The following is a 12,015-nucleotide window of genomic DNA, read 5'->3' as shown; positions in this document are numbered from 1 at the left end:
CATACGCAAATAAACTGGCGTGGCGCCCGTTGACTACGCGACGCCGTGGCGAAAACGGTCAGGCGGCCGGCTGCTTGGACAGACCGACCTTCAGATCCGTAGCCGCGTATATGGGTTCGCCATCCGCCTTGAGCCAGCCATCGGCGATGCCGAGCACCAGCCGGCCCCGCATCACGCGCTTGAAGTCGACGCCATATTCGACCTTCTTCACCGACGGCGTCACCATGCCCTTGAACTTCACCTCGCCGGTCGAAAGCGCCATGCCCTTGCCGGGCTCGCCTAGCCAGCCGAGATAGAAACCAGTCAACTGCCACATGGCGTCGAGGCCGAGACAGCCCGGCATGATCGGATTGCCGATGAAGTGGCAGGCAAAGAACCAAAGATCCGGCTTGATGTCGAATTCGGCGCGGATGAAGCCCTTGTCGAAGGCGCCGCCGGTCTCGCTGATCTCGGTGATGCGGTCGAACATCAGCATCGGTGGGTAGGGCAGCTGGGCATTGCCCGGGCCGAACAGCTCGCCGCGGGCGCAGGCAAGCAGTTCCTCGTAATCGTAGCTGGACTTTTGATCCGCCATCAAATTTCTGTCCCCGTGTTCTTTCGCGGGCGGCAGGGCGCCCATCTCGTTGGTTTCCTAACACACTCTGTTTGCGGCCGGAAACCGGCGTTTGCGCTTAACCCGTGCGCCTGCCCGGGTCAATGCGCGCTATTGATCGCATTCGGACTACAGAATATATGTCGACTGATGTCCGGTTTTGGCTTTTGACGTCTTTTTGCCATTCTGGACCTGTTGATGGGCTGGGCAGCAAGCTTCGACGCGAAGAGATGGATTCGGGCTACCGGAAGGAAAATGTCGCTGTGGACAAGCGGGTTCGCGAAGCCGGCCTGAGGCCGACGCGTCAGCGCATTGCGCTGGCCGACCTGCTTTTCGCCAAGGGCGACCGCCACCTTTCGGCCGAGGAACTGCACGAAGAGGCGATCGCCGCCGGCGTGCCGGTCTCGCTGGCGACAGTCTACAACGCGCTCCACCAGTTCACCCAGGCCGGCCTGCTGCGCATCCTCGCGGTCGAAGGCTCGAAAACCTATTTCGACACCAACACGTCCGATCACCACCACTTCTACATCGAAGGCGAGAATCGCATTTTCGATATTGAAAGCGGACCGGTGACTGTCTCCAACCTGCCGGCTCCTCCGGAAGGCATGGAGATCGCCAATGTCGACATCGTCGTGAGGCTTCGCCCGAAACGCGGCGATTGAGCCCGTGGCGATGCGGCCCGTCGATTTGATTGTCCGGTTTGAATGGGCCATCGTCGCTGCATTGGCTATCGTTTGCTATGCGATCTCCGGTTTTTTCCTGGTGGCTGTTTGCGCTGCTCATCCTTGCGCCAGACCTGTCGATGCTGGGCTATCTCGCCGGGCCAAGCGTCGGCGCCGTCACCTACAACGCCTTGCATATCCTGATCGCCCCGCTCGTGCTTCTGCTTGCGGGCGCGTTGCTCGCCGGCCCGATCACGACCGCCGTGGCGCTCATCTGGATCGCGCACATCGCCATCGACCGTGCCCTCGGCTACGGCCTCAAGCTGCCCACCGGTTTTCAGGATACGCATCTCGGCCGCATCGGCCGCCAGCAGGACGGTGTATCCAGTTAGGCTGTGTTGAGATTTAGGTCAGGCCGAGTCGAGAATGGCGGTTTCGAGAACCGGAGCGGAGCGTACTTATCGTACGTGAGCACCGGAAGCGCAGAAAGCCGCCCATTCGCAGACCGGCCTCACCTGAATATCGACACAGCCTAGTTCTTGACCTTCTCGCCGGGATAAGCGCCCCACACCTGCGACTGCGCCATCCAGCCGGTGTGGCCGTCGAAGGTCATCTCGCACCATTGGCCGTCGCATTTCTTGATCGAGCCGATCACGCCCGGCTCGATGATGGCGACGACACCCGCATCCTTGTCGGGCTCGTCGAGCAGGTTGATTCGCCCGCCCTTGCCGCGCTGCCAGGGCGCGACGATCGCGGTACGGCGGCCGGAGAGCAGCGACTGGTTGATCCAGCCTTCCGCTCCGTCGGCATCGCGCACGCGGCGCCAGGTGTCGAATTCCTGGATGACCTCCATCGGCAGCCCGGCCTTCAGATACATCCAGTTGACGGAATAATTGGCGCCGGGGCCGACGCGAGAATTGACGCGGGCCGGCTTCAGGCTGACGAAGCGCGGCAGCGGCAGGCCGCTCGGCCCAAGCGTTATGGTTTGGGCCGGCGCGGCCGCGCCTTGCGCCAAAGCCTGCGGTGCGCAAAGCAGCGCGCCGAGAATGGCTGCGCTGAAGGCCAGGCGAAGCGACGCGAAACCAGACACTTTCGTTCCTTTCGGCGCCGGTCCGTCGGGATGAGCGCCCCTTTTTCTTTGTCTTCGGCGGCACCGCTTGTTACAGGAGTGGGCTGATGCCGCGACTGGCTACAAGTTTCGCCGGTCTTGGTTAAAGAGGTCTCAACGAGATCGGTTTCGAGAGCATGATCCCGAAAGTGGGAACCGGTTTTCGGAAAAGATCATGCTCCTACAAAGAGTAGGATCAGGATGACGATTCGACGAAACGTCATCCTGATCGAAGAAGCTTCGGGGATAAAATGGCAGGCAAAAAACGGCCCCTCGTCGTCATCACGCGCAAGCTGCCCGATCCGGTCGAAACGCGCATGCGCGAGCTGTTCGACGCAAGGCTGAATGTCGAGGACCGGCCGATGACGCAGCCGGAGCTGGTCGCCGCGGTCAAGGAAGCCGATGTGCTGGTCCCCACCATCACCGACCATATCGACGCCGCGCTGATCGCCCAGGCCGGCGAAAACCTCAAGCTGATCGCGAATTTCGGCAACGGCGTCGACAAGATCGATGTCGCGGCCGCCGCCAAGAAAGGCATCACCGTCACCAACACGCCCAACGTGCTCACCGAAGACACTGCCGACATGACCATGGCGCTGATGCTCGCCGTGCCGCGCAGGCTCGCCGAAGGCGCCAATGTGTTGACGGGCGAGAAGAAATGGGCCGGCTGGTCGCCGACCTGGATGCTCGGCCGGCGCATCTGGGGCAAACGTCTCGGCATCGTCGGCATGGGCCGTATCGGCACGGCGGTCGCCAGGCGGGCCAAGGCCTTCGGCCTGTCGATCCACTACCACAACCGGCACCGCGTGCTGCCCGCCGTCGAGGAGGAGCTGGAGGCGACCTATTGGGAAAGCCTCGACCAGATGTTGGCCCGCATGGACATCATCTCGGTCAACTGTCCGTCGACGCCGGCGACGTTCCACCTTTTGTCCGGTCGTCGCCTCGCGCTGATGCAGCCTTCCGCCTATATCGTCAACACCGCGCGCGGTGACATCATCGACGAGGAATCGCTGATCAAGCTCATCCATGACGGCAAGATCGCCGGAGCCGGCCTCGACGTCTACGAGCATGAGCCGGCGCTGAACAGCAAGCTCTTGAAGCTCGCCGCCAAGGGCAAGGTGGTGCTTTTGCCGCATATGGGCTCGGCCACGCTCGAGGGCCGCATCGACATGGGCGAGAAGGTGATCATCAACATCCGCGCCTTCTTCGACGGCCACCGTCCGCCGGACCGCGTGCTGCCGCTCAGGACCTGAGGCTTATTCGCCTGAGACGGCGAGAGCGCCATCCTCGGCTATTCTCACCCTGCCGCCATAGGTTTCGAACGTCTCTCGGCCAAGCCGCACCGCCATCGGCGTTTCCCAGCCCATCTCACGGGCAACGATCAGGCCAAGCAGCAGGATGGCGTCCGGCTCGTGCAGCACTAGGCCGGCCGGCGGCCGGCCATTATGGACCAGTTCCATCAGCACCGCCGAAGCGGATGACGAGCCGATCGTGCCCGGCAGGAACAGCACCCGGCCGGCGATGATTTCGCCATGCTGCGGATGGCGGACATCGGCGATGCGGCCTGTTTTCGGGTCGACGCCGCCCCAGAAGCTGATCGGCGCCGTCAGCACCAGCGCTTCGCCTTCGCCGGCCTTGCCCGGCACCAGGATTTCGGCGGCTGTGCTCATGCGGCGATATCCGTGAAGACTGGCTTGCCGAGGACCGCGCTTTCGACGCAATCGGCGAGCGAGCCATAGAGCACCGCATAGCCGGTGTTGCCCGGCGCGTAATGCGCGAACTTGCCCGAATTGGTCATCAGCACGCCGTTGCCGAGCTCCGGCATGATCGGCGTCACCACCACACATGTATCGGCGACGATGAAGACCCCGCTCGCTTCGAGCCGTTTTCGCCGGCCGTCCCGCTCCAGCAGTGCAAGCGCGTGACGGCCGGTGCAGGCATAGATCGGGACAGAGAGCCGCCGCCCGGCGATCAGCCGTTCCAGGCTGTCGAACTCGGCGTTCGACAGATGCGGGCTGCCGATCGCCACCGCGTCGATGGTCTTGGTCGCTGCCGCGGTCGACAAGCCCGCGCGGGTTTTGGCGACCATGTCGGACGTCACGCGGATCACCGCTTCCGGCTCCGGCCCAGCCAGAATTGCTTCGGCGTCTGGAGCCTCGGGCGTCATACCGGCAATGTGGAACAGGCCGACCGCGCCCGACGATGCGGCCGCCGCGCCGAAGGCTTTCAGCGCGTCTTCGCCGGGATGAGCCGTCACGCCGGTGACGACGCCGATCGCATTGCCCACCTCGCGGCCATAGAGGCTGCCCAGCACTGGCCAGGCGATCTCCGAGGCAAGGAAGGATGGCGAGAGGCCCGAGACATCGAAAACGAGACGCGCGCGGCGATTGTCAGGCCGGTGCAGGCCGTAATCCGGCGCGCGGCCTGTGATAGCGCAGGCAATGTCCAGGAAATCGCCATAGCGGTTGGTCCGCGCGCCCAGCACCGAATTGCAGAAGACGACCGCGTTGGACTCGCCCCAGGCCACGTCGCTGCCCAGCGCGGGCCTGTGTCCGGCCTGGTAGGGGGCGCAGGTCCAGCTCTGCTCGCAGCCGAGCTTGCGATAGGCCTCCATCATCCGCCGTGCCATGCCGCGCTGCGGCTCTTCCAGGCGGATACGCGAACAACCCATAAGGTCGAGCGCCCCCACATTGAGGGTCGAGCGCACCACAACCTTCGCGCCGCCTTCGACCAGTTTTTCGGCGAACAGCGTGCCGGAATCGCCGTGATACAGCGCGCCATCGATATGGGTGGAGGCGATCGGGATCAGCCGCGGCGCGCCGAGCAGGCGAGCGCTTTCGGCGACGATGCGCATCGCCATGCCTGCGCCGTCCTGCTTGGCGGCGATCGCCTGTTCTTGCGGGCTGAGCGAAAGGCTCAAGACAGCACCTTGCGCATAGTGATGGAGGTCGGCCTGTCATAGCCCTCATGCGCCGTGCGCTCAGCCTCGCGAAAGCCGAGCCGGGCGAAGGCTGCATGGTTTGCCGTCAGTTCGATGCGGGTCTGCAGCTCGATCGCATCCTTGCCGCGTTCGCGGGCTAGATCCTCGACCGACCGCATCAGCCGGGTTCCGATGCCTCGGCCCTGGAGCCGCGGCTCGACCGCGAGCTTGCCGACATAAAAATCTCGCGCCCGTTCCAGCGCGAAGATGCAGCCGACGATGCGGCCGTTTTCGAGGGCCAGAAATCCGATTTCCCTTTTCGCCTTCGCGGCAAGCGCCTCGGCAGTCAAAAGATGCGCCGAGGAGGGCGGGTCGATGACGCCATCCATATAGGCAAAGGCGCGCCGGATCAGCGCGAGGAGGTCGTCCCACCGATCGAAATCCGCTGGAAGGCCGGTTATGGAGATGCCGACGTTCTGGTCCATGCGCTCAGACGGCCCTGTAGCGGATGGTGTCGAAGCGGGCCGTCAGCCCGTCATAGAGCAGCAGCCGACCGATCAGCGGCTCGCCTATGCCGGTGATCAGCTTGATCGCTTCCATCGCCTCCAGCGTGCCGATGACGCCCGTCAGCGCGCCGAGGATGCCGGCAACGGCGCAGGACGGCACCAGCCCTTCGGGCGGCGCTTCCGGAAACAGGTCGCGATAGCTCGGATTGCGTTTGCCGTCCGCGCCCGTCTCGAACGGCTTTAGCACCGTCACCGAGCCGTCGAAGCGGCCGACGGCGGCCGTGACGAGGGGTTTCTTCTCATTGGCGCAGGCATCGGCGGCCGCGTAGCGCGTTTCGAAATTGTCGGAGCCGTCGACAACGACGTCGTAGCGGGCGACGAGGGCAGGGGCGTTCTCCTCCGTCAGCCTCAGGCGATGCGATTCCACCGTGACGTTGGGGTTGATACGCATGATCGCCGCGGCGGCGCTGTCGGTCTTGGCCATGCCGATCGTGTCGCTGCCATGGATCACCTGCCGCTGCAGGTTGGATAGCGAAACTGTATCGTCATCGACGATGCCGAGCGTGCCGACGCCGGCGGCGGCAAGATATTCGAGCACCGGCGCGCCGAGCCCGCCGGCGCCGATCACCAGCACCCGCGCCCGTTTCAGCTTCTGCTGGCCCGGGCCGCCGATCTCCGGCAGCACGATGTGGCGGGCATAGCGTTCGAGCTCTTCGTCGGTCAGGGCGGCGTCGGTCATGGCTGGACCTTATAGCGGCGAGAAAATCTTGTCATGCACATGCAAGGCAGAGACTTGGTCCTCAAAAACCAGTCGTCCGCTCGACGCTGCCGTGATCGACCGTCAGGAATTGCGCTCTGCCTGCAAGGTTCGAAAACAAGGCGGCATCCGTGCCGGTCATGAAGGCCTGGCAGTTCAGTTCTTCCAGGATCGAGAACAACGCCGCGCGCCGGCCCGCGTCGAGATGCGCGGCGATCTCGTCCAGGAGAAGGATCGGCGTCAGTCCCGACATCTCGCCGGTCAACCTGGCATGCGACAGCACGATGCCGACCAGCAACGCCTTCTGCTCGCCGGTCGAGCACAGTTCGGCCGGCATCGACTTCGGCCGGTGCCGCACCACGAGATCGGAGCGGTGCGGACCGTCCAGCGTGCGGCCGGCGGCACGGTCGCGCTCGCGGCCGTTGGCAAGCGCGCGGCGGAAGCGTTCCTCGATATCGACGGCCGGCGCGACGGCGACCTCGCTCTCCAGGTCCCCCGAGAGACTGATGTCGGCCTGCGGAAACGGCCCGCTGCCGGGCAATCTGTCGACCATGGCGGCAAGCAGCCGCACCAGCTCGGCCCGCGCCGCGGCGATCGCCACTCCGGTCTCGGCCATCTGCGTCTCGATCGCGTCGAACCAGGCGCCGTCGCGCGAACCTTCGGTAAGCAGGCGATTACGGCCGCGCATGGCTTTCTCATAGTCGAGCGCGCGCTGGCCATGGCCGGGGTCGATCGCCAGCACCAGCCGATCGAGGAAGCGGCGGCGGTCCGCAGCCGGCCCGGGAAACAGCCCGTCCATCGCCGGCGTCAGCCAGACGACCCGCAGCCATTCCAGCATATCCTCGGCCGATCGCGCCGGCGCGCCGTTGATCCGCACCTTCCTGCCGCCTTCGCCGGCGGCGTCGCCGCCGGGCATGCCGGTGCCGATCTCGACCTCTCCTTCCGGTCCCTCGATGCGCGCATGCAAGGCGAAGCCGCCGTCGCCGCCTTCGCGCGCGACATCCGCATAGGGCGCGCGACGCAGGCCCCGGCCGGGTGTCAGGAACGAGATCGCTTCCAGGAGATTGGTCTTGCCCGCGCCATTGTCGCCCGACAACACCACCGCGCCAGGCGCAAGGTCAAGCGAAAGCGCCGCGTAGTTGCGGAAGTTCGTAAGTGTTAGCTTACTTAAATAGCTTTGCTGCCGAAGCTGTTTCGCATCCGCGGTCACGGCGACACATCGGGTTCGCTAGAGCAATTCCAGGAAAAGTGCACAGCGGTTTTCAGTCCGGAATTGCGCCGACAAAGACACCCTAGACCCGCATCGGCATCAGCACATACAGCGCGGTTTCGTCGGCCATGTCATGGATCAGCGTCGGCGAACCGGCGTCGGCCAGCATGAACTTGGCCTCGGAACCGGTGAGTTGGGCGGCGACATCGAGCAGGTATTTGGCATTGAAGCCGATCTCGATCGGGTCCGACGAGTAGTCGGCCGCCAGTTCCTCGGTGGCGCTGCCGGAGTCGGGATTGTTGACGGCTAAAGTCAGCTGGCCGTCATTGATCGACAGTTTCACCGCCCGGCCGCGTTCGGAGGAAATGGTCGAAACGCGGTCTACCGCCGCGGCGAAGCTCTGGCGGTCGATGATCAGCTTCTTGTCGTTGCCGGTCGGGATGACACGCTGATAGTCGGGGAAAGTGCCGTCGATCAGCTTCGAGGTCAAAACCACACTGCCGATGGTGAAGCGGATCTTGGTGTCCGACAGCTCCGTGGTCACCGCCACATCGGGATCGTCGACCAGCTTCTGCAGCTCGCTCACCGTCTTGCGCGGAATGATGATGCCGGGCATGCCTTCGGAGCCTGCCGGCGCGTCGATCTCGGCCCGCGCCAGGCGATGCCCATCGGTCGCCACCGAGCGCAGCTTCAATTTGCCGCCCACCTCATGCGTGTGCAGGAAGATGCCGTTGAGATAGTAGCGCGTCTCCTCGGTGGAGATGGCGAACTGGGTCTTGTCGATCAGCCCCTTGAGCGCCGCCGATTCCAGCCGGAAGATATGCGAGAACGAACCGGCTGAAAGCTCCGGGAAGTCGGATTGCGGCAGGCACTGCAGACGGAAGCTCGAGCGGCCGGAGGTGACGGTCATCGCGTTGCCGTCCTCGTCCGTCTTCAGCATCACCTCGGCGCCGTCCGAAAGCTTGCGCACGATATCGTAGAGCAGATGCGCCGGCACCGTCGTCGCGCCGCCGCGCTCGACTTTGGCGGGCGTCGCCTCCGTCACTTCGAGATCGAGGTCGGTGGCCTTCATCTCAAGGCTGGCGCCCTCGGCGCTGAGCAGCACGTTGGACAGGATCGGTATGGTGTTGCGCCGCTCGACCACGCGGTGGACGTGGTTGAGGGACTTCAGGAGATTTGACCGTTCCAGGATAACACGCATGACGAACAGGCTCGCTTCAATGAATGAACGGGTCACCGGCAGGCGGTATCCCGCGAAAGCCCTGAAAGACTTTCAGAATCCCCGTAAGCTGACAGTAAAAAGCCTGCAAAGGCAAGCCCGCGACGCCGGTTCCGGCCGGCAGCGCGGGCTTTCTGGGGATAAAGCCGGCGAAGCGTGCCGCCGGCTGTTTGTGCGCTCCTTCAGGCCTGGTCGTTGATCAGCCTTCTGAGCAGTTCCAGTTCCTGCGCCAGCGTGTTGTCCCCGCCCGAAAGGTCCTCGATCTTGCGCACGGCATGCAGCACCGTCGTGTGGTCGCGGCCGCCGAAGCGCCGCCCGATCTCCGGCAATGAGCGCGGCGTCATCACCTTCGACAGATACATCGCCACCTGCCGCGGCTTGACGATCGTGCGCGTGCGCCGGTTGGACAGAAGCTCCGTCTTCGACACGTTGTAGTGGCGCGCCACGATGCGCTGGATATCCTCGATGCGCACCCGCTTCGGCTCGCCGGAGCGGTAGATGTGACCGAGGATCTCGTCGATGCGGTCGATAGTGATCTGCGGCTCGAAGGACTGGCGGAACAGAAGCTGGTTGAAGGCGCCTTCGAGCTCGCGTCCGCTGCCAGTCACCGTGCGCGCGACATGCTCCAGGATTTCGTCGGAAATATCGAGCGAGGTGTCATCGGTCTTGGCGGTGGCGCGGCGCAGCTTCAGCATGCCGAGCCGCATGGCGAAATCCGGCGTCGACATTTCCAGCGCCACGCCGCCATTGAGGCGCGAACGCACGCGCGGCTCCAGCGATTCCAGTTCCGACGGCGGCCGGTCGGCCGCGACCACGACCTGTTTGGCGCTGTCGAGCAGCATGTTGATGAGATGGCAGAATTCGTGCTGGATCGACTTGCCCTGCAGGAACTGCATATCGTCGATGATCAGGAGATCGATGTCGCGCAGCTGCTCTTTCAGCGTCAGCGCGTTGTTGTCGCGGATCGCGGTGGCGAAGCGCCACATGAAATATTCCGCGGTCAGGTAGACGACGCGCGATTTCGGGTTTTGCCGCAGCGATTCCGCCGCGATCGCTTGCAGCAGGTGCGTCTTGCCGAGCCCGACGGTCGCATGCAGGAAAAGCGGGTTGAAACGGACCGCGCTCGACTGCGATTCCGCCACCGCCCTGGCCGCCGCGAAGGCCACTCTGTTCGACGGCCCCTCGATGAAGGAGGCGAAGGTGTAGCGGGGGTCGAGCGGCGACCCCAGCACATTGTGGCGGAACTCCGGTTCCGCGGACGCGCCCTGGCGCGGCGCCGGCGCCCGTTGTTCCACGCGCCCGGTGCTCGCGGTGCCGTTGGCGAGCGCGGTATGCGTGTGCTTTGTCATCTTGCGCGCCGGCGCCACTTCCGGCTCGACAGGGTTGCGCCCCTGGCGCGTCGCGGTGCGCACGACGATCTCGATCTTGAGGACGCCCGCATCCTCATGCCGCCACAGCTCCGCGATGAGTTCGAGATAATGGCCGTTGATCCAGGACCGCAGGAAGGCTGTAGGCACGGAGATGCGCACAACGCCGCGGGACGCCTCGGCGACCTTCATGCGACCGAACCAGCTCGAATAGACTTCGGCTCCAAGACGCGCCTTCAGCTGTGCCTTGACCCGTTCGAACTTCTGTTCCGCGTCGCTGGATACCGCCACGTCGCCCCCTCCGACAAAAGTTGCTGGAAATGGGAGCTCGCCCGCTATCTCCCTCTCGATGCCGCTTTGCATGATCCAAGTCCCTTGTTCTTCTCGTACCCTTTTCCACCGGGGATGCGCCTCCTGCATCCTTGGTCCGGCGACCTCATTCAGCCGCGATGCCATTGCCGCCGCGGCAATGTCGTCGCAACTCGCGCAAGGGACCAGCTGCCGGCTCCGCACGCCGGCTTCCGACAGCGACAAGGCAATGCATCACCCTCCGGCGGAAACGCCGGTGAGACATCGACTGCCATGTACAATTACGCCAGTCCCCTACCCGCACCGAAGAGACAAACCAAGCCGCACGCGGAATTGCTCCACGTCATGAATTCCGCCATTTTGTGCTGGCCAATTCAGGCTGGGTCAGGGGCTAGAGCCCGTCCCTTCGATGGAGGGACATTACCGAAATCGCTGTGGATAGGGCAAGGCCACATCTAACGGTTTTTTAACGAATCTGGTTACCGGAAATCGGGTGCCGGCACGGCATGTTTTGACAAAGCCATTGTGATTCAAACCCTTTTCCGGCGAATATGAAAAAGGCCGCCTGAAACGAAATATTCTGAAATAATTCTCTTGACAGCTACTTCTCCCCCGCCGCTCGGGCGTGCGTTGAACAAGCTGTGGATGACCCGTCGTAAGCCGCTGAAAAAGCTACGGATTTTTTGCCAGGCAAATTGGGGCAGCTGCCGCGGGGAGGGCGTGCCGATATCAACAGCGTTGAATATGCCGGCAAAACATTACTGGCATTGGAAATCGCGTCACAAGCGTTGCTCGCGAGCAACTTTTTTAAGTACTTGCCGGCAAACGAAAAAACCCGGCCTGCGCGGCCGGGTTCCACGTCGACGAATCGAGGATCAGTTCGGTCAGGCCGACAGCGTCTTGACCCGCTGGGCCAGCCGCGAAACCTTGCGGGAAGCCGTGTTCTTGTGGACGACCCCCTTGGTGGCGGCGCGCATCAATTCCGGCTCCGCTGCCTTGAAGGCTTCCACCGCCGCGGCCTTGTCGCCGGCGGCCAGCGCCTCTTCGACCTTGCGGACATAGGAGCGGACGCGCGAGCGGCGGTTCTTGTTGACCGCCGCGCGGCGGGCGATCTTGCGCGTTGCCTTTTTGGCCGAAGACGTGTTGGCCATGATGCCTCTCTTCTGATCTGGTGGGCGCCAGCGGGGTGCCGCAGGGCGCAAAAAACAAACGGGCAGCCACGGGCCGCCTCGGTTGGTGCGGCTTATAGTTCAGCTTTTCCGGCGCGTCAACGTCACTTGGCGGTCTTTGTCGTAAGCGCATGAGTTGTCCGGGTTAGGTAGCACATGAGTTGTCCGGTTTTATCGCCAGCGAATGGAGGCTGGG

Annotated in this window: 12 protein-coding genes and 1 pseudogene; 3 read left to right on the top strand and 10 right to left on the bottom strand. The window is 63.9% G+C overall.

Annotated features, from left to right (window positions below):
- Positions 1–58: 58 nt before the first annotated feature.
- Entirely contained in the window at positions 59–574 is a 516-nt protein-coding gene (gene fabA / locus LB553_RS14100; RefSeq protein ID WP_224514067.1) for a 3-hydroxyacyl-[acyl-carrier-protein] dehydratase FabA, read from the bottom strand.
- Between the two features lie 248 nt (positions 575–822).
- Here fabA and irrA point away from each other — a divergent pair, with 248 nt between their 5' ends.
- Together irrA and LB553_RS14090 are read left to right on the top strand one after the other, a co-directional pair.
- Entirely contained in the window at positions 823–1,254 is a 432-nt protein-coding gene (gene irrA / locus LB553_RS14095; protein ID WP_217575399.1) for an iron response transcriptional regulator IrrA, read from the top strand.
- A 10-nt stretch (positions 1,255–1,264) separates the two neighbouring features.
- Positions 1,265–1,646: pseudogene (locus LB553_RS14090) on the top strand (DUF4260 domain-containing protein).
- Between the two features lie 140 nt (positions 1,647–1,786).
- Here the strand turns inward: LB553_RS14090 and LB553_RS14085 are convergent.
- Positions 1,787–2,344 carry an SH3 domain-containing protein gene (locus tag LB553_RS14085; protein ID WP_224514064.1) on the bottom strand — a complete coding sequence of 186 codons (558 nt, stop codon included), beginning with the start codon at positions 2,342–2,344 and terminating at the stop codon, positions 1,787–1,789.
- A gap of 269 nt (positions 2,345–2,613) precedes the next feature.
- Between LB553_RS14085 and LB553_RS14080 the strand changes: the two genes are divergently transcribed.
- Positions 2,614–3,615, top strand: coding sequence for a 2-hydroxyacid dehydrogenase (locus tag LB553_RS14080; protein WP_224514062.1), 1,002 nt, complete (start codon positions 2,614–2,616; stop codon positions 3,613–3,615).
- A gap of 3 nt (positions 3,616–3,618) precedes the next feature.
- Here the strand turns inward: LB553_RS14080 and LB553_RS14075 are convergent, their stop codons facing one another.
- The 8 genes from LB553_RS14075 to rpsT all read right to left on the bottom strand — a co-directional run bounded on the left by LB553_RS14075 (position 3,619) and on the right by rpsT (position 11,801).
- Positions 3,619–4,032 (bottom strand): aconitase X swivel domain-containing protein, encoded by a 414-nt coding sequence (locus LB553_RS14075; protein WP_224514060.1) that lies wholly within the window; start codon positions 4,030–4,032, stop codon positions 3,619–3,621.
- Positions 4,029–5,282 (bottom strand): aconitase X, encoded by a 1,254-nt coding sequence (locus tag LB553_RS14070; RefSeq protein WP_224514058.1) that lies wholly within the window; start codon positions 5,280–5,282, stop codon positions 4,029–4,031. The genes LB553_RS14075 and LB553_RS14070 overlap by 4 nt, the downstream gene beginning before the upstream one ends.
- Entirely contained in the window at positions 5,279–5,767 is a 489-nt protein-coding gene (locus tag LB553_RS14065; protein WP_224514056.1) for a GNAT family N-acetyltransferase, read from the bottom strand. The genes LB553_RS14070 and LB553_RS14065 overlap by 4 nt, the downstream gene beginning before the upstream one ends.
- A gap of 4 nt (positions 5,768–5,771) precedes the next feature.
- Positions 5,772–6,527, bottom strand: a complete 756-nt coding sequence (locus LB553_RS14060) for a molybdopterin-synthase adenylyltransferase MoeB (RefSeq protein ID WP_224514054.1) — start codon at positions 6,525–6,527, stop codon at positions 5,772–5,774.
- A gap of 61 nt (positions 6,528–6,588) precedes the next feature.
- On the bottom strand, positions 6,589–7,755 hold the full coding sequence (recF, locus tag LB553_RS14055; protein WP_224514051.1) for a DNA replication/repair protein RecF: 1,167 nt from the start codon (positions 7,753–7,755) through the stop codon (positions 6,589–6,591).
- A gap of 82 nt (positions 7,756–7,837) precedes the next feature.
- Positions 7,838–8,956 carry a DNA polymerase III subunit beta gene (gene dnaN, locus LB553_RS14050; RefSeq protein ID WP_040994017.1) on the bottom strand — a complete coding sequence of 373 codons (1,119 nt, stop codon included), beginning with the start codon at positions 8,954–8,956 and terminating at the stop codon, positions 7,838–7,840.
- Positions 8,957–9,156: 200 nt separating this feature from the next.
- The gene (gene dnaA / locus LB553_RS14045; protein ID WP_412033336.1) at positions 9,157–10,632 is read right to left on the bottom strand and encodes a chromosomal replication initiator protein DnaA; all 1,476 of its coding nucleotides are present in this window, start codon (positions 10,630–10,632) and stop codon (positions 9,157–9,159) included.
- A gap of 902 nt (positions 10,633–11,534) precedes the next feature.
- Positions 11,535–11,801: a 30S ribosomal protein S20 gene (gene rpsT, locus LB553_RS14040; protein ID WP_095819340.1), complete on the bottom strand. Its 267-nt coding sequence runs from the start codon at positions 11,799–11,801 to the stop codon at positions 11,535–11,537.
- Positions 11,802–12,015 lie beyond the last annotated feature (214 nt).

This window comes from Mesorhizobium sp. CA8 (assembly GCF_020164955.1).
Taxonomy (GTDB): Bacteria; Pseudomonadota; Alphaproteobacteria; order Rhizobiales; family Rhizobiaceae; genus Mesorhizobium.
The sequence above is the reverse complement of the archived record's forward strand: the minus strand, read 5'-3'. Positions and strand labels throughout refer to the sequence as shown.

Bases quoted from the DNA above. Each gene is read 5' to 3' on its own strand.
- fabA (WP_224514067.1), bottom strand. From the start codon at position 574: ATGGCGGATCAAAAGTCCAGCTACGATTACGAGGAACTGCTTGCCTGC.
- irrA (WP_217575399.1), top strand. From the start codon at position 823: ATGGATTCGGGCTACCGGAAGGAAAATGTCGCTGTGGACAAGCGGGTT.
- LB553_RS14080 (WP_224514062.1), top strand. From the start codon at position 2,614: ATGGCAGGCAAAAAACGGCCCCTCGTCGTCATCACGCGCAAGCTGCCC.
- LB553_RS14075 (WP_224514060.1), bottom strand. From the start codon at position 4,032: ATGAGCACAGCCGCCGAAATCCTGGTGCCGGGCAAGGCCGGCGAAGGC.
- LB553_RS14065 (WP_224514056.1), bottom strand. From the start codon at position 5,767: ATGGACCAGAACGTCGGCATCTCCATAACCGGCCTTCCAGCGGATTTC.
- LB553_RS14060 (WP_224514054.1), bottom strand. From the start codon at position 6,527: ATGACCGACGCCGCCCTGACCGACGAAGAGCTCGAACGCTATGCCCGC.
- dnaN (WP_040994017.1), bottom strand. From the start codon at position 8,956: ATGCGTGTTATCCTGGAACGGTCAAATCTCCTGAAGTCCCTCAACCAC.
- rpsT (WP_095819340.1), bottom strand. From the start codon at position 11,801: ATGGCCAACACGTCTTCGGCCAAAAAGGCAACGCGCAAGATCGCCCGC.